Genomic DNA, 15,235 nt, shown 5'->3' on the forward strand with positions numbered 1-15,235 from the left:
CCCAGATGAGGCGACCTGGAGGACCGGTGATGATGGCAACTGCGGACAAGCGCTTCGGCTGGTGGTCTTGGCGTTGCGTTTCTTGGCGTCAGAGCAGGCCGAGATCGGCAAGCTCACGCCTGAGCTTCGGCGGCATCTCGATCAGCCCGGCTTTGCCCTTGCCGAGATCGGCCGGCGCGTCCGCCTGCTTCAGGTAGCGCCACCCCTGGAATGCACGGCGCGGTTGCCAGTCAGTGCGCACGACCTCGGGATCGAGGATCAGATGGCAACGGCCGATGCCCTCGTCATCGGTGAAGGGCCGGATTTCGGTGATCAGCTGGCGGCATTGGACATTGCCCTTGATCACCCAGTAGAGCGAGCCGCCGTCGGTAATCTCGGCGCCGCGTGTCGGCACCATGCGGGTGGTGTGGTAGTGCTCGGCCGGTTCGCCGGCGCGGCGCCGCTCGTCGAGACGGAAGGCAATCCACTCTTCCAGATCCTCGACGCTGTCACAGCCGACGCAAAGCTTTATGAGATTGAGAGACATCGTTTAAGGTTTAGTCCAGCACGCGAACGCGTCAACGGCCTGATCGACTTCTCCACAGTGGTGGTCCGGGCCCCAGATTGGCGCTCAGCACTCCACGACATTGACGGCCAATCCGCCAAGGCTGGTTTCCTTGTACTTTTCGTTCATGTCGAGCCCGGTCTGGCGCATCGTCTCGATCGCGGCATCGAGCGGCACGAAATGAACGCCGTCGCCCTTGATCGCCAGCGAAGCGGCGGTCACCGCCTTGACGGCACCAAGCGCGTTGCGCTCGATACACGGTACCTGCACCAGGCCGCCGACCGGATCGCAGGTCATGCCGAGATGATGTTCCAACGCGATCTCGGCAGCGTTCTCGACCTGCTCGGGCGTGCCGCCCATGACGGCGCACAATCCCGCCGCAGCCATTGCCGAAGCCGAACCGACCTCGCCCTGGCAGCCGACTTCCGCCCCCGAGATCGAAGCATTGGTTTTGATGATGCCGCCGACGGCCGCCGCCGTCAGCAGGAAATCGCGAATGCTGGGCTGGTCGGCTTCGGGATGGAAATGCAACCAGTAGCGCAGCACTGCGGGCAGAGTGCCGGCCGCCCCATTGGTTGGCGCGGTGACCACACGGCCGCCGGCGGCGTTCTCCTCATTGACCGCCATCGCATAGATCGACAGCCAGTCATTGGCGAGCAGCGGGTTGGGCCGATTCTGCTGCCATTGCTCCTGCAGCTTGTCGTGCAGCATCCGGGCGCGGCGGCGCACCTTCAGTCCGCCCGGCATGATGCCGTCTTGCGACAGGCCACGCTCGATGCAGCCCTTCATGGCGCTCCAGATGCCGTCGAGGCCGGCGTCGAGCTCCTCGCGCGACATCTGCTTCTCCTCGTTGACGCGCTTCATCTCGGCAATGGAAAGCCCGCTTTTTGCTGCCATCGATAGCATTTCGACGGCATTCTTGAACGGATACGGAACCTTCTTGCCTTCGGTTGTCGCCGAGCCCCTTGCTTTCATCCGCTGCAGTTCCTCCTCGGACACTACGAAGCCGCCGCCGATCGAATAATAGACGCGCCTCAGCAGCAACCGATCGCCGGCATCATAGGCCGAGAAGGCCATGCCGTTGGCGTGACCCGGCAGCGGCGTCTTGCGATCCAGCACAAGATCCGTTGCCGGGTCGAAACGATAGGACGGATGGCCGGGCGGCGAAATCCGCTTCTCGGCGGCGATGCGAGCGACGATGCCGTCCGCCTGGTCGGGATCCACCGTCTGCGGCGTCTGGCCGGCGAGGCCGAGCACCACGGCACGATCGGAGCCATGGCCGATGCCGGTATAGGCGAGCGAGCCATGCAGGCTGGCCGCGATCCGGTCGACCTTGGCGCCGGCCGGGCGCGGCCAGTCGTCTCCCGCAATCTCGTCGAGAAACCGCCGCGCAGCCGTCATCGGCCCCATCGTGTGCGAACTCGATGGGCCGATGCCGATCTTGAACAAGTCGAAAACCGAAAGGAACACGTGGGCGTTTTCTCCTGGGACCCTGTTGAGGTCTACATATAGGAATTCCCATGATGTTTTCCGCTGTTTTAAGGACCGCGGCGCTGCGCCTGCCGACCTTGTTTGCTCCGGCAGCGACATTCCAGCTTCGGCCATCGAAGCGTTACCGCCGCCTGTGGTAAAAGCAATGCATGAGCGATTCCTTTCATCTATCGACGGCCGACCTTGCGGCGCTGGGGTTCTTCCTTGCCGCGTGGGTACTGCATACGCTCGCCGCCGACGGAATGCTGGTCAGCCGCATGTCGCTGACGAGGGCGATGAACGCGCAGCGCGAGACCTGGATGCGGACCATGGCCGAACGCGAGATCCGCATCGTCGACACCGCTATCATGAGCGGCCTGCAACAGGGGACCGCCTTCTTTGCCTCCAGTTCGCTGATTGCGATCGGCGGCTGTTTTGCCCTGCTCGGCGCCTCCGATCAGGTTCTGACCGTGCTGAGCGACCTGCCGTTTGGCGCCACGTCCTCACGCGCGGCCTTCCAGACGAAGGTGTTCGGGCTGGTGCTGATCCTGGCCTTTTCCTTCTTCAAGTTTGGCTGGGCTTACCGGCTGTTCAACTATTGCTCGATCCTGATCGGCGCCGTGCCGATCCCACATGGCGAGGCGTCGCGCAATTCGGTCACCGAAACGGCGGTGTGGCGTGCCGCGCGGATGAACATGCTGGCCGGAAAGCATTTCAATTCCGGCCTGCGCGGCGTGTTCTTCTCGATCGGCTATCTCGGTTGGTTCGTCGATCCCACTGTCTTCGTGCTTTCGACGCTGCTGCTTCTGGCGGTACTGGTGCGCCGCCAGTTTTTTTCGGCGGCGCGGCAGGCGGTGCTCGGTCAGCCGCCCGGTCCGGGAAAAGGCCGATCGATGCGGCCCGACAGCCAATAGGCGGTGAGCCCAATCCATTCGCGGATCGCAACAGTGGTGACCTCCAGCCAGTCGCCGGGATAGGGCAAGGTGCCGATGCTTTCCCTGCCGGAGGTGCGATAGTCGACCGGCCACGGAACGGTCGAAAAGCCGGCTTTGTCGAACAGCGCCTTGGCGCGTGGCATATGGAAGGCCGAGGTCACCAGCAACCAGGTCTCGCCCGGTTTCGGCGTCACCAGTTCCCTGGTGAAGACAGCATTCTCGTAGGTGTTGCGGGATTTGTTCTCGAGGATCAGCCGATCGGCCGCCACCCCGAAAGCGGCAAAAAGACGCGGCGCGGTATCTGCATCGCCTTCGCCGCCGCGGAACGTTTCGATGCTGCCACCGGAGATAACGACTTTCGCTGTCGGAAACCGCCGCGCCAGCACGGCAGCCTCGACCATCCGGTCGCCGCTGGCGTTCATTTCATAGCCGCCACGCACCAGATTGACGGCGCCATCCAGACTGCCGCCAAGCACGATGATACCGTCAACCTTTTCCGGCAGCGGCGGCCTGGGGAAGCGCTCCTCCAGCGGATTGAGCATCATGGGTCCGAGCGGGCTCCATGTCGAAACAACAAGGATGAGGAACGCAAGAGTGCTGCCGGCGGTCGCCAACCGTCGCCGCCCGAACATCGCCGCGACCAGCCCCGCCAGCAGCAGAAAGATCGCGAGATTCAACGGCTCGACGAAGAACCCGAGAACCTTGGAGACATAGAAGAACATCCCTCACCCCCTCCGATGAGAAACGATCCTACCACCATTTTTCCGGCTGAAATGTGCCGGCCGCCTGTTCGATGACATGGGCGGTCTGGAACAGCGTTCCCTCGTCGAAGGGCCGGCCGATCAGCTGCAGGCCGAGCGGCAGCCCCTTGGCGTCGAGCCCGGCCGGAACCGCTATGCCGGGCAGGCCGGCCATGTTCACCGTCACCGTAAAGATGTCGTTGAGATACATCTTGACCGGGTCGGCGGCCATGTCCTCGTCGGCGATGCCGAAGGCGGCGGACGGAGTTGCCGGCGTCAGGATGACGTCGACGCCTGCGGCAAACACATTTTCGAAATCACGCTTGATCAGGGTTCGAACCTTCTGCGCCTGCAGATAGTAGGCATCGTAGTACCCGGCGGAAAGCACATAGGTGCCGATCATGATGCGGCGCTTGACCTCGCGCCCGAAGCCGGCAGCGCGGGTCTTTTCATACATGTCGACAATGTCCTTGCCGGGCACGCGCAAGCCATAGCGGACGCCGTCGTAACGGGCGAGGTTGGACGAGGCTTCGGCCGGCGCCACGATGTAATAGGCCGGCAGCGCGTATTTCGTGTGCGGCAGCGAGATATCGACGATCTCGGCACCGGCATCCCTCAGCCAGGCAATGCCTTTCTGCCACAGCGCCTCGATCTCCGCGGGCATGTCGTCGACACGATATTCCTTTGGAATGCCGACCTTCATGCCTTTGATCGGGCGGCCGATCGCCGCCTCGTAGTCCGGCACTCGCAGGTCGACGGACGTCGTATCCTTCGGGTCGACCGAAGCCATCGACTTCAACAGGATCGCGGCGTCGCGTACGTCGCGCGCGATCGGCCCGGCCTGGTCGAGCGACGAGGCGAAGGCAACGATGCCCCAGCGCGAACAGCGGCCATAGGTCGGCTTGATGCCGACCGTGCCGGTGAAGGCGGCGGGCTGGCGGATCGAGCCGCCGGTGTCGGTGGCGGTGGCGCCTGCGCACAGGAAGGCCGAGACCGCTGATGCAGAGCCACCGGACGAACCGCCCGGCACCAGTTGGGCATTGTCCAACGTGCGCGCGGTCCTGGTGCCGCCCGCCGAAACGAAGCCGCCCTCGCCCTGATGCGTCGTCGGCATCACCACCGTGTCGAGGCGCGAACGCCGCCACGGGTTGATGACGGGCCCGTAATACGAGGTCTCGTTGGACGAGCCCATGGCAAACTCGTCCATGTTGAGCTTGCCGAGCATGACGGCGCCATCCGCCCACAGGTTGGCGGTGATAGTCGATTCATAGCGCGGCTTGAAGCCATCCAGCACATGGCTGCAGGCTTGGGTGTGGACACCTTCGGTGCCGAACAAATCCTTGATGCCGAGCGGGATACCCTCGAGCGACCCGCCCTCGCCCTTGGCCAGTTTCGCGTCGGAGGCCTTGGCCATGTCGCGCGCCTTGTCGTCGGTAACCACGACGTAGGCATTGAGCGCCGGATTGGCTCGCTCGATCGCCGATAGATATGCTTCGGTGATTTCGGTGGCGGTGATCTCCCTGGAACGCAATTTGGCGCGGGCCTGCGAAATCGTCAGCTGGGTCAGGTCGCTCATCAGGCAAGGCTCTTTTCGTAAAACACCGACCACTCGGAATCGGGATAATCCAGTACCGGGCCGCAGCGCGAAAAACCGGCGCGTTCGTAGACGGTCCAGGCGGCGGGATGACGGTCGCCCGTCTCCAGCACCAGACGCTTAAGCCCTTCTTGGCGCGCCAGCGCCTCGATACGCTCGACAATCTTCGCGCCGATCTTGCAGCCGCGATGCGAAGGTCGCGTATACATGCGCTTGACCTCGCCTACGACGGCATCGTGGCGCTTCAGTGCGCCGCAACCGATGGCAAGGCCGTTGTCGCGGGCGATGAAGACGGTCGTGTCGCGGTCCGCCATCTGCTCGACTGTCAAATGGTAGCAATGCTCCGGCGGCGTCAGCTCCAGCAATGTGGCATTGAGCTCCTCGACCAGCCCGCGCACATCGTCCTGCAGCGGCGTCTCCGCGGCGATCTCGATTGCCATCGGCCAGCTACTCCACGACCTTCGGCACAAGGAAGAAATTCTCTTCGGTCGCCGGCGCGTTGGCGACGATGTCGGCTGCCTTGCCGCCGTCGGTAACGACGTCCTGGCGCTTTTTCATTGCCATCGGCGTGACCGAGGTCATCGGCTCGACGCCGGAAACATCGACCTCGTTCAACTGCTCGACAAAGCCCAAAATGGCGTTCAATTCGCCGGTCATGCGCTCTGCATCCTCCTCGCTCACCGCAATACGGGCAAGATGCGCGACGCGCTTCACGGTTTTAATATCAACGGACATGTTCGTGCCTCGGGGAAAACCAGCGCTATAGCGGCGCAGCGCGTGCCGCGCAACATGCATCGTGCCGACAACTGCCCTATGGCATCGCGACGCCATCGCAGAGGAAATAACTGCCGCCGTTGCCGCTCTGCTCGCCTTCGTCGGTGGCAGGCCGAACCGATACCAGGTCGATCTGCTTCGGGCTCATCTGTGTCAGTGAGAGCACATCCGGAAAGACGTAGCCCGGCTCCTGGCATATGGCGGTCACCGCCCAGCTTGGTGAACGTGTCGCTTTGGTGATTTGCAGGAATTCACAATTATATTCGATGCTTTCCAGGCCATTTGCCGACAGCACGATATTGCCGCCCTCGATCACCGTCTGCAGCGTATCCTTTTTGGCCTGCGCGCAGAGGTCCTCCGATTGCAGATAGATGCCCTCGATGAAATCCTCCGCCGCCAGCGCCGGCGACGCGGCAACCAGCATGGAAATGCAAAGAGAATTTCTCAAGCGCATCGTATCGTTCCGGATCAGCTTTCTTTACAGCGTAATCGTCTCGCCGATCTTCGGCAACGCCACTTTCACGCCCGATCCGTCCAGCCCGGCCACGAATTTGTCGGCGGTCTGGTCGATCATCGGAAACGTGCCGAAGTGGGCGGGAACGACGGTCTCGAACTTGAAGAAACGCTGGCAGGCAAGGGCTGCTACCGCCCCACCCATGGTGAAGCGGTCGCCGATCGGCACGATGCCGATCTTCGGTTCATGCAATTCGTTGATCAGCGCCATGTCGGAAAAAATGTCGGTGTCGCCCATATGATAAAGCGTCTGGTCCTCGGGGAAGTGCAGGACGAGCCCACCCGGATTGCCGAGATAGGTATTCTGGCCGCCCTCGCCCGAAAAGGACGATGAGTGCAGGGCCTGAACGAAGGTGGTGGTGAAGCCGCCGCAATCGACCGTACCGCCGATATTGCCGGGATTGATCTGCTTGTCACCGACGCCCTTGCCGACCAGGTACATGCAAATCTCGAAATTGGCGACCAGCATCGCGCCGGTCTTCTTGAGCACTTCGATGGCGCCGCTGATGTGGTCGCTGTGGCCATGGGTGAGCAACACGTGCGTGACCCCTTCGGCCGGCCCTTCCCAGCCGCCTGTCCATGACGGATTGCCGACCAGATAGGGGTCAATGAGGATTTTCGCGCCTTCGATTTCAATTCGGAATGCCGAATGTCCGTACCAGGTCAGTTTCATCAATGCTTTCCTCGATTTTTGCTTCGGTAGAGGATAGAACGCCGACGGCGAAATTAAAGTGCCACGCACGCTTTGCGCGTATAGGACGTGCGGTGTCGCGGTCAAAGGAAAAGCCGTTGGGCATCATCACCATCGAAGAGTTGCCGGCCCGGCTCGGCGGCGGCAAGACCCTGGCCGGTCTCGACCTCGGCGACAAGACGATCGGCGTCGCGGTTTCCGACCGCGGCTTGTCCTTCGCGCACCCGCGCCCTGTCATCATGCGCAGAAAATTCTCGCTCGATGCCGCAGTGCTGCTCGCTCTGCTACAGAAGGAAAATGCCGGCGCCGTGGTGATCGGCCTCCCCATCAACATGGACGGCTCGGAAGGCCCGCGCGCCCAAAAATCCCGCGCTTTCGTCCGCAACATGGCTGGATTGACCGATCTGCCCTTCCTCTTTTGGGACGAAAGGCTGTCGACGGTGGCGGCCGAGCGGACGCTGATCGAGATGGATTTTTCCCGCAAGAAACGCGCCGGCAAGATCGATTCGGCGGCAGCCGCATTTATCCTGCAGGGCGTTCTCGACCGCCTTCAGGCGCTCGGCGTCGATGCCTGGTCGAAATAGCGGTTGCGCATCGCCGTGATCCAGCCGCCAATTGCCTTGCGGCGGCGAAATGCCCAGAACGCCATCAGCAGCAGCCCGTCGAATACGCAAGCTTGCGCCACCATGCCCGGAATAAGCGCCGGATCGACGCCCAACATCTGTCCATAGAGTTGGAAGACGAGATCGTGCAATTGGCGGCTCAGCATGACATAGCCGAAATTGATGTCGTTGAGCGACAGAAAGAACCAGCCCCAAAACAAGAGGAGCGGAGCCGCCCACAGCGCGAACAAGGTGCGCATCAGCGGTCATCCCTCGAATCCAGCCGGCCGGAAATGCGGGCAAGCGAGGAATTATGCGCCGCTGCCTTGGCCATGACATGCGCGGCCGCTCGGATTTCGCCGGTTCCGGGAACTGCCGCGGCAACGGCCGACCGCCGCTCGGCGAGCATCGCGACATAGGACGCCAGAAGTGCCGCCAATTGCACCGCGACAACCATGAACAGCCCATTGATGCCTTGCGCGGCGCCGCCGATGACTATCAGCGACAGCACGCCCAAGGCGGAGATGAAGGCGATCCGCACGACGCTGTCGGCCGGATCCGAGTTGGTCGTGTCGCTGGTCAGTGCTTCAACAAAGGCCCAGCAGAACAGCACCGCGACGACAAGCAGTGCCACGGCGAGCGGCGCCACGACGACGGCGTTTTCGAGATCGGCAAATCGAGTGTTCTGGACGGGAACGCCCAGCACGCCAAGGGCAGTCGCCACGCCTCGATTCCCGTCGATGCAGATGAACGCCAGCAGGGCGAAAACGGCCGCCCAATGCAATGCCAGAAAAGAGCTCAGAATATGCCGCATGACGCTCCTGCTTCGCAGGGCAAAGCCGCTCAAGCTGAACAATCCTTGCCTTAACCATAACAGTGGGCTTTGCCACCGGCCGCCGCAATGGAAACCATTCGTTAAGGTTAACGGCCATCCACAGGGTCGCGAGAGCGGCAGCGAATAGGGCGACGGCCCTTAGTTGATCGGCGGGTAGAGCGTATCGATGATCATGCGCGCATCATGGCGCGAATCGATCATGCCATAGGTATTGCGCCACTGGCCGGCGAGGCGCGTTTCGACGAAGGCGTCGGCGATCCGCCCTGCCCCCAGCCTGCGAAGCTCTGCCGCCGCCGCCGACAATGCCAATTGCTCGGTCAAGAGCCGCGCCGAGCCCTCGTCGGTTGCTGCGACCTGCATTGCCGCCTTGAGCACGCCGACGGTGCCGCGTCCGCCGGCGCCGAGATCGCGGTCGATGCCGGCCAACACGTCGTCGAACAGGCCTGGCGCGCGGCCGAGCACGCGCAACACGTCGAGCGCCATGACATTGCCTGAACCTTCCCAGATCGCGTTGACCGGAGCTTCGCGATAGTAGCGGGCGAGCGGTCCCTCCTCGACATAGCCATTGCCGCCGAGGCACTCCATCGCTTCATAGAGCAGCGGCGGCGCAATCTTGCAGACCCAGTATTTGACCACCGGCGTCATGGCGCGGGCGAAGGCCGCCTCGCCGCGGTCGCCGGCCGCCTCGTCGAAGGAGCGCGCCAGCCGGAACGACAGCGCGGTAGCGGCGGCAACGTCGAGCGCCATATCGGCCAGCACACGCTGCATCAGCGGCTGCTCGATCAGATTGGTTCCAAACACCTTGCGGTGGCGCGTGTGGTGGACGGCCTCGGCCAGTCCGGCCCGCATGATCGCCGACGAGGCGATGGCACAGTCGAGCCGCGTCAGGGTTACCATGTCCATGATCGTCTTCACGCCGGCGCCGGGCTCGCCGACCATCTCGCCGATGGCATTGACGAATTCCACCTCCGACGAGGCGTTGGATCGATTGCCGAGCTTGTCCTTCAGCCGTTGAAAACGGAAGCCGTTGCCGGATCCGTCGCCGAGCAAGCGGGGCACGAGAAAGCATGACAGTCCCTCCGGCACCTGTCCGAGCACCAGGAAAGCATCCGACATCGGCGCCGACATGAACCATTTGTGGCCGGTCAGGCGATAAAACCCGCTGCCGGCGCGCTCGGCCCTGGTGACGTTGGCACGGACATCGGTGCCGCCTTGCTTCTCGGTCATGCCCATGCCGAGTGTCAGCCCGGCTTTTTCGACCGGAGGCTTTTGGCTTTGATCGTATTTGCGCGTCGTCACCCGAGGCGCCCATTCGCGAAACAGCTTCGGGCTGGCCATCAGCGCTGCCAGCGAAGCGCTGGTCATCGTGATCGGGCAGAGATGTCCGGTCTCGAGCTCAGCCGTGAGGTAAAAGCGTGCAGCGCGCACCTGGTGGCGGCGGCCGATCTCGGCGTCGCCATTCTCCCAGACCGATGAATGCAGCCCGTTGGCAACAGAGCGGCGCATGAGCGCGTGATAGGCGGGATGGAACTCGACCTGGTCGATGCGCCGGCCCTGGCGGTCATGGGTCCTGAGCTTCGGCGTCTCGACATTGGCAAGACGGGCCAGTTCCTGCGCCTCATGGGTCAGAACGAAACGACCAAGCCCGTCGAGGTCCTTGCGGACCGGATCGGAAAAGCGCTCGGCAAGCTGGATCAGCAACGGATCGCCCCGCCAGGCGTTGCCGCCGGCCAGCGGCGGCGGCTGGTTGGTCACGTCGTCAGTCACGCTTCGTCCTTATCACCTGAAGGCTGCGAATCCAAAGCCAAGGCGGTTTATAGCCTATGGCCAGCGGCGCGCGACGAAAATACCGGGGAGAACCAATCCAATCCCAAGCCGGTGCTTGCAGCCGCGAGGCCTCCCCCCTATAGCAGCGACTTGAGATGACCGACGCATCGTCCCTGCCACTTTATCCCCACCGCCATCTTCTGGGCATCCGCGATCTTTCCCCCGCCGATATCGAGCTACTGCTCGACCGGGCGGACCGGGCCGTTGCCATCTCGCGGCAGTCTGACAAGAAGACATCGACGCTGCGCGGCCGCACCCAGATCAATCTCTTCTACGAAGCCTCGACCCGTACGCAATCGTCATTCGAGCTGGCCGGCAAACGGCTCGGCGCCGACGTCATGAACATGTCCGTAGCGAGCTCTTCGGTGAAAAAGGGCGAGACGCTGATCGATACGGCGATGACGCTGAACGCCATGCGTCCCGACATATTGATCATCCGCCATCAATCGGCCGGCGCGGCAGCACTTCTTGCCCAAAAGGTCGGCTGCTCGGTGGTCAACGCCGGCGACGGCGCCCATGAGCACCCTACCCAGGCGCTGCTCGACGCACTGACCATCCGCCGCGCCAAGGGTCCGCTGTCGAAGCTGATCGTGGCGATCTGCGGCGACATCCTGCATTCGCGCGTGGCCCGCTCCAACATCATCCTGCTCAACGCGCTTGGTGCCCAGGTCCGGGTCGTAGCCCCTTCGACACTTTTGCCCGCCGGCATCGAGAAGATGGGCGTCATCGTTACCCGCTCGATGGCCGAGGGTCTGAAGGACGCCGACGTGGTGATGATGCTGCGCCTGCAGCGCGAACGCATGGAAGGCGCTTTCGTACCGTCGGTGCGCGAATATTTCCGCTATTTCGGCCTCGACGCCGAGAAGCTGAAGGCGGCCAAGGACGGTGCGCTGGTCATGCATCCCGGCCCGATGAACCGCGGCGTCGAGATCGCCTCGGCGATCGCCGACGGCCCGCAAAGCGTCATCCAGGAACAGGTTGAGATGGGCGTCGCCGTGCGTATGGCGGTGATGGAAGCGCTGCTCGACCCCCGTCGAAACCACGAGGGCCGCGGCTGATGGGCATAACGGTCTTCAGCCGAGCCCGCATCGTCGACCCGTCGCGCGGCATCGATGAGGTCGGCACCGTCATCGTCGAAGGCCGCAGAATCGTTGCGGCCGGCAAGGCGGCCTTGAACCAGGGCGCGCCCGAAGGCGCCACGATCATCGACTGCGCCGGCAAGACCATCCTCCCCGGCCTGATCGATGCGCGTGTCTTCATCGGCGAACCGGGCGGCGAACACCGCGAAACCATCGCTTCGGCGAGCATCGCTGCGGCGGCCGGCGGTGTCACCTCAGTCGTCATGATGCCCGATACCGACCCGGTGATCGACAACGTCGCATTGGTCGAGTTCGTGCTGCGCACCGCCAAGGACACCGCAATCGTCAACATCTTTCCGGCAGCAGCGATCACCAAGGGGCTGGAAGGCCGCGAGATGACCGAATTCGGCCTGCTGCGCGAGGCCGGCGCGGTCGCCTTCACCGACGGCCGGCATTCTATCGCCAGCGCGCTGGTGATGCGCCGCGCGCTGACCTATGCGCGCGATTTCGGTGGCGTCATCGCGCATGAAACCCAAGACGCCGACCTCGCTTCGGCCGGTGTGATGAACGAAGGCCTTTACGCAAGCTGGCTTGGCCTTGCCGGCATTCCGCGCGAAGCCGAATCGATCCCCCTGGAGCGCGATCTCGCGTTGGCTCGCCTGACCGGCGGCGCCTATCACGCTGCCAAGATTTCGACGGCTATGGCGGCAAACGCGGTAGCGCGCGCAAAGGCCGATGGCGCCAACGTCACCTCAGGCGTGTCGATCCACAATCTGTCGCTCAACGAGAACGATGTCGGCGAGTACCGCACCTTCTTCCGGCTGACGCCGCCGCTGCGCGCCGAGGAAGACCGGCTGGCGATGATCGAGGCGATCAAGGACGGCACCATCGACCTCATCGTCTCCTCGCACGACCCGCAGGACGTCGACACCAAGCGCCTGCCCTTCGCCGATGCCGCGGCAGGCGCCATCGGGCTGGAAACATTATTGGGCGCAGCGCTGCGGCTCTATCACAATGGCGACGTGACGCTGCTCCGGCTGGTCGAGACACTGTCGACCGCGCCGGCAAGATTGTTCGGCCTGCCCGGCGGCACGCTGAAACCGGGGGCATTGGCCGACCTTGCGCTCGTCGATCTGGACGAACCATGGGTCGTCAGCGAGAGCGGCATCCGCTCACGCTCGAAAAACACCTGTTTCGAAGGCGCGCGACTGCAAGGCAAGGTCTTGCAAACGATAGTGGCGGGCCGCACAGTGTTTTCGGCGTAGGACGAAAACAGGCGTCACGCCTTAAAATCCGCTCAGCCAAGGAAAGTTCGGGGGAACAATGGCTTACAGTCCCGTCTTGGCATTGGTGTTCGGCTATCTTCTCGGCTCGATCCCGTTTGGCCTGCTGATCACCCGTGCCGCCGGCCTCGGCGACGTGCGCAACATCGGCTCCGGCAACATCGGCGCCACCAACGTGCTGCGCACCGGCAACAAGAGCTTGGCCGCGGCCACACTTCTGCTCGATGCGCTGAAGGGCACCGCGGCGGTGCTGATCGCCGGCCGATTTGCGCCCGAGCTCGGACTTTGGGCCGGCTTCGGCGCGTTTTTAGGTCATCTTTTTCCGATCTGGCTCGGCTTCAAGGGCGGCAAGGGTGTCGCCACTTACCTTGGCGTGCTGATCGGCCTTGCCTGGCAGGTGGCGCTGATCTTCGCCGTCGTCTGGCTGGCGGTGGCCTTCCTGTTCCGTTTCTCCTCGCTTGCGGCACTGACCGCAGCGGTGGTCGTGCCCGTAGCCCTGTATTTCCTGAGCACGCAGCAGATTGCCGGGCTTTTCGCGGCGATGAGCCTCATCGTCATCGTAAAGCACCGCGCCAACATTGCTCGGCTGCTTGCCGGCACCGAGGGTAAGATCGGGGCCAAGGAGTGAGCGAGCCCGACGCCGGGCCGCGCCTCAGCGACCGGCAGCGGCTGAGCTGGCTTCGTCTAATCCGCACGCCGAATGTCGGCCCGGCTTCCTTTCGCGACCTGATCAACCGGTTCGGTTCGGCCGAAGCAGCGTTATCGATGCTGCCCGAGCTGATGATTTCGGGTGGCGCCAAAAAAATCGTCCGCATCCCGTCCATTGCGGAGGCCGAGGCCGAGCTGGAGACGGCCCGGCGGGCCGGCGCCCGTTTCGTCGGCATCGGCGAGGCGGATTATCCGCCGCTGATGAAAAGCATGGATCATCCGCCGCCGCTGCTTGCGGTCAAGGGCAATAGCGCGGTGTTCCGCTTGCCAGCGGTCGCCATCGTCGGCGCTCGCAACGCATCGCTGGCCGGCATCAAGATGGCGCGGATGCTGGCGGCGGACCTTGGCCGTGACGGCTATGGCATCGTCTCCGGTTTGGCGCGCGGCATCGATACGGCCGCGCACCAGGGCAGCCTTTCGACCGGCACGATCGGCGTGCTCGCCGGCGGCCTCGATTTGCCCTACCCGCCCGAAAATGCCGGCCTGTGCGACGAGATCGCCGAGCGCGGTGGCGCCATCATCTCCGAAATGCCGTTTGGCTGGCAGCCGCGCGCACAGGATTTTCCGCGCCGCAACCGGCTCGTCGCCGGCGCTGCATTGGGATTGGTGGTGGTCGAGGCCGCACAGCGCTCCGGCTCGCTGATCAGCGCCCGGCTGGCGGGCGAGATGGGCCGCCTGGTCTTCGCCGTTCCCGGTTCGCCGCTCGATCCGCGCGCCGCCGGCACCAATGGCCTGCTCAAGGATGGCGCCACCCTTGTGACCGAGGCCGCCGATGTCACCAGTGCGATCGCGCCGCTGGTCGGCGACTGGGCGCCAAGGACATTGCCGCTTGAAGAGCCGCCCGACTTTTCGGCAACACCGCCGCCGCGCGAGGACGACCGCGACCGCGTCGTTGAGGCGCTCGGCCCGACGCCAGTAGCAGTGGACGAGATCATCCGCCACACCGGCCTGCATCCCGCCCAAGTGTTCATGGTGCTGCTGGAGCTCGACCTAGCCGGCCGGCTCGAACGCCATGCCGGCGGCAACGTCTCGCTGATTTGACGAGAGCTTTTGCATGTCCCGGCAAGCAATTCCGCTGTGATCCCGATGGCCGATCCGAGCAACAAACCAAAGCAGACGCTGTTCGCTCGTACGACGACCCTTGTCTGGTCAGCGCTGAGCGTCATGCTGGCGCTGCAATGGTCGATGGATCTCGGCATGCTGGGTTTTCCCGACGGCTACATAACGCCCTTCGCAAGAGCGACCAGCACACTTCTGGGCATTCTGACGGCAGCCTGCATGGCCCAGGGTCTCTACTTCTTCCTGGCCGGCGTGTTCGACAGGAAGGTAAGCGCCGTCGGTCTTTGCCTGCAAATCCTTGCCGCAGCGGTTCTCACCGTGTTGCCAGTGCTTATCGTGAAGGATTGTCCGCATTCACAGCTATGCAGCAGAGCCTATGAGGCACTCACTGGCACGATGATGGATGATGGGGCGGGCGGCTAAGGCCACTGCATGCGTTCGGCACGAGGTTGTCACCCATGTCTTAGGTACAAACTGTTACCTATGTCTCCGGGCCGTACAAAATGAGCGACCCGAGACATAGGTGACGTTTTGTACCGGACACATGGGTAACACTTTTGGCTTTTGGCCGGAGGTGTTGA

Annotated in this window: 18 protein-coding genes; 7 read left to right on the forward strand and 11 right to left on the reverse strand. The window is 63.4% G+C overall.

Annotation, left to right across the window (positions count from 1 at the left end):
- Positions 1-88: 88 nt before the first annotated feature.
- Together AC0L2Y_RS09845 and AC0L2Y_RS09850 are read right to left on the reverse strand one after the other, a co-directional pair.
- Positions 89-526, reverse strand: coding sequence for a DUF1489 family protein (locus AC0L2Y_RS09845; RefSeq protein ID WP_352491543.1), 438 nt, complete (start codon positions 524-526; stop codon positions 89-91).
- A gap of 84 nt (positions 527-610) precedes the next feature.
- Positions 611-2,014: an L-serine ammonia-lyase gene (locus AC0L2Y_RS09850; RefSeq protein WP_473555719.1), complete on the reverse strand. Its 1,404-nt coding sequence runs from the start codon at positions 2,012-2,014 to the stop codon at positions 611-613.
- A 170-nt stretch (positions 2,015-2,184) separates the two neighbouring features.
- Between AC0L2Y_RS09850 and AC0L2Y_RS09855 the strand changes: the two genes are divergently transcribed.
- Positions 2,185-2,928 (forward strand): DUF599 domain-containing protein, encoded by a 744-nt coding sequence (locus AC0L2Y_RS09855; RefSeq protein WP_352491545.1) that lies wholly within the window; start codon positions 2,185-2,187, stop codon positions 2,926-2,928.
- Here AC0L2Y_RS09855 and AC0L2Y_RS09860 read toward each other — a convergent pair.
- The 6 genes from AC0L2Y_RS09860 to AC0L2Y_RS09885 form a co-directional block, all read right to left on the reverse strand.
- On the reverse strand, positions 2,877-3,671 hold the full coding sequence (locus AC0L2Y_RS09860; protein WP_352491546.1) for a YdcF family protein: 795 nt from the start codon (positions 3,669-3,671) through the stop codon (positions 2,877-2,879). The two genes, AC0L2Y_RS09855 and AC0L2Y_RS09860, sit on opposite strands and share 52 nt — an antisense overlap.
- 28 nt (positions 3,672-3,699) lie before the next feature.
- On the reverse strand, positions 3,700-5,265 hold the full coding sequence (locus AC0L2Y_RS09865; protein ID WP_352491547.1) for an amidase: 1,566 nt from the start codon (positions 5,263-5,265) through the stop codon (positions 3,700-3,702).
- Complete coding sequence (locus AC0L2Y_RS09870; protein ID WP_473555722.1) at positions 5,265-5,723, reverse strand: GNAT family N-acetyltransferase; 459 nt, start codon at positions 5,721-5,723, stop codon at positions 5,265-5,267. The genes AC0L2Y_RS09865 and AC0L2Y_RS09870 overlap by 1 nt, the downstream gene beginning before the upstream one ends.
- Before the next feature lie 7 nt (positions 5,724-5,730).
- Positions 5,731-6,018 carry an Asp-tRNA(Asn)/Glu-tRNA(Gln) amidotransferase subunit GatC gene (gene gatC, locus AC0L2Y_RS09875; protein WP_023674910.1) on the reverse strand — a complete coding sequence of 96 codons (288 nt, stop codon included), beginning with the start codon at positions 6,016-6,018 and terminating at the stop codon, positions 5,731-5,733.
- Between the two features lie 76 nt (positions 6,019-6,094).
- A complete protein-coding gene (locus AC0L2Y_RS09880) occupies positions 6,095-6,511 on the reverse strand; it encodes a hypothetical protein (protein ID WP_352666575.1) in 417 nt (138 codons plus the stop codon).
- Positions 6,512-6,535: 24 nt separating this feature from the next.
- Positions 6,536-7,243, reverse strand: a complete 708-nt coding sequence (locus tag AC0L2Y_RS09885; protein ID WP_352666573.1) for a metal-dependent hydrolase — start codon at positions 7,241-7,243, stop codon at positions 6,536-6,538.
- 116 nt (positions 7,244-7,359) lie between these two features.
- Between AC0L2Y_RS09885 and ruvX the strand changes: the two genes are divergently transcribed.
- Positions 7,360-7,845, forward strand: a complete 486-nt coding sequence (gene ruvX, locus AC0L2Y_RS09890) for a Holliday junction resolvase RuvX (RefSeq protein WP_023674907.1) — start codon at positions 7,360-7,362, stop codon at positions 7,843-7,845.
- Here ruvX and AC0L2Y_RS09895 read toward each other — a convergent pair.
- The 3 genes from AC0L2Y_RS09895 to AC0L2Y_RS09905 form a co-directional block, all read right to left on the reverse strand.
- On the reverse strand, positions 7,812-8,123 hold the full coding sequence (locus AC0L2Y_RS09895; RefSeq protein WP_473555724.1) for a DUF6105 family protein: 312 nt from the start codon (positions 8,121-8,123) through the stop codon (positions 7,812-7,814). The two genes, ruvX and AC0L2Y_RS09895, sit on opposite strands and share 34 nt — an antisense overlap.
- Entirely contained in the window at positions 8,123-8,677 is a 555-nt protein-coding gene (locus tag AC0L2Y_RS09900; RefSeq protein ID WP_473555727.1) for a hypothetical protein, read from the reverse strand. The genes AC0L2Y_RS09895 and AC0L2Y_RS09900 overlap by 1 nt, the downstream gene beginning before the upstream one ends.
- Positions 8,678-8,836: 159 nt before the next feature.
- On the reverse strand, positions 8,837-10,465 hold the full coding sequence (locus AC0L2Y_RS09905; protein ID WP_473555729.1) for a DNA alkylation response protein: 1,629 nt from the start codon (positions 10,463-10,465) through the stop codon (positions 8,837-8,839).
- 155 nt (positions 10,466-10,620) lie between these two features.
- Here AC0L2Y_RS09905 and AC0L2Y_RS09910 point away from each other — a divergent pair, with 155 nt between their 5' ends.
- The 5 genes from AC0L2Y_RS09910 to AC0L2Y_RS09930 are packed head-to-tail and all read left to right on the forward strand — an operon-like array spanning position 10,621 to position 15,077.
- Complete coding sequence (locus AC0L2Y_RS09910) at positions 10,621-11,583, forward strand: aspartate carbamoyltransferase catalytic subunit (protein ID WP_473555730.1); 963 nt, start codon at positions 10,621-10,623, stop codon at positions 11,581-11,583.
- Positions 11,583-12,869 (forward strand): dihydroorotase, encoded by a 1,287-nt coding sequence (locus tag AC0L2Y_RS09915; protein ID WP_473555732.1) that lies wholly within the window; start codon positions 11,583-11,585, stop codon positions 12,867-12,869. Before AC0L2Y_RS09910 ends, AC0L2Y_RS09915 begins: the two co-directional genes overlap by 1 nt.
- Positions 12,870-12,927: 58 nt before the next feature.
- A complete protein-coding gene (gene plsY / locus AC0L2Y_RS09920) occupies positions 12,928-13,515 on the forward strand; it encodes a glycerol-3-phosphate 1-O-acyltransferase PlsY (protein WP_352491556.1) in 588 nt (195 codons plus the stop codon).
- Entirely contained in the window at positions 13,512-14,636 is a 1,125-nt protein-coding gene (gene dprA / locus AC0L2Y_RS09925) for a DNA-processing protein DprA (RefSeq protein WP_473555734.1), read from the forward strand. The genes plsY and dprA overlap by 4 nt, the downstream gene beginning before the upstream one ends.
- A gap of 45 nt (positions 14,637-14,681) precedes the next feature.
- On the forward strand, positions 14,682-15,077 hold the full coding sequence (locus AC0L2Y_RS09930) for a hypothetical protein (protein ID WP_352491558.1): 396 nt from the start codon (positions 14,682-14,684) through the stop codon (positions 15,075-15,077).
- Positions 15,078-15,235: the final 158 nt, after the last annotated feature.

Source organism: Mesorhizobium sp. WSM4830, from assembly GCF_055811495.1.

What these genes read in the sequence shown, in the direction of transcription:
- AC0L2Y_RS09900 (WP_473555727.1), bottom strand. Translation starts at nt 8,677, where the DNA reads ATGCGGCATATTCTGAGCTCTTTTCTGGCATTGCATTGGGCGGCCGTT.
- AC0L2Y_RS09895 (WP_473555724.1), bottom strand. Translation starts at nt 8,123, where the DNA reads ATGCGCACCTTGTTCGCGCTGTGGGCGGCTCCGCTCCTCTTGTTTTGG.
- AC0L2Y_RS09910 (WP_473555730.1), top strand. Translation starts at nt 10,621, where the DNA reads ATGACCGACGCATCGTCCCTGCCACTTTATCCCCACCGCCATCTTCTG.
- gatC (WP_023674910.1), bottom strand. Translation starts at nt 6,018, where the DNA reads ATGTCCGTTGATATTAAAACCGTGAAGCGCGTCGCGCATCTTGCCCGT.
- AC0L2Y_RS09870 (WP_473555722.1), bottom strand. Translation starts at nt 5,723, where the DNA reads ATGGCAATCGAGATCGCCGCGGAGACGCCGCTGCAGGACGATGTGCGC.
- AC0L2Y_RS09930 (WP_352491558.1), top strand. Translation starts at nt 14,682, where the DNA reads ATGGCCGATCCGAGCAACAAACCAAAGCAGACGCTGTTCGCTCGTACG.
- AC0L2Y_RS09860 (WP_352491546.1), bottom strand. Translation starts at nt 3,671, where the DNA reads ATGTTCTTCTATGTCTCCAAGGTTCTCGGGTTCTTCGTCGAGCCGTTG.
- AC0L2Y_RS09880 (WP_352666575.1), bottom strand. Translation starts at nt 6,511, where the DNA reads ATGCGCTTGAGAAATTCTCTTTGCATTTCCATGCTGGTTGCCGCGTCG.
- plsY (WP_352491556.1), top strand. Translation starts at nt 12,928, where the DNA reads ATGGCTTACAGTCCCGTCTTGGCATTGGTGTTCGGCTATCTTCTCGGC.
- AC0L2Y_RS09915 (WP_473555732.1), top strand. Translation starts at nt 11,583, where the DNA reads ATGGGCATAACGGTCTTCAGCCGAGCCCGCATCGTCGACCCGTCGCGC.
- AC0L2Y_RS09865 (WP_352491547.1), bottom strand. Translation starts at nt 5,265, where the DNA reads ATGAGCGACCTGACCCAGCTGACGATTTCGCAGGCCCGCGCCAAATTG.
- AC0L2Y_RS09885 (WP_352666573.1), bottom strand. Translation starts at nt 7,243, where the DNA reads ATGAAACTGACCTGGTACGGACATTCGGCATTCCGAATTGAAATCGAA.
- AC0L2Y_RS09855 (WP_352491545.1), top strand. Translation starts at nt 2,185, where the DNA reads ATGAGCGATTCCTTTCATCTATCGACGGCCGACCTTGCGGCGCTGGGG.
- AC0L2Y_RS09845 (WP_352491543.1), bottom strand. Translation starts at nt 526, where the DNA reads ATGTCTCTCAATCTCATAAAGCTTTGCGTCGGCTGTGACAGCGTCGAG.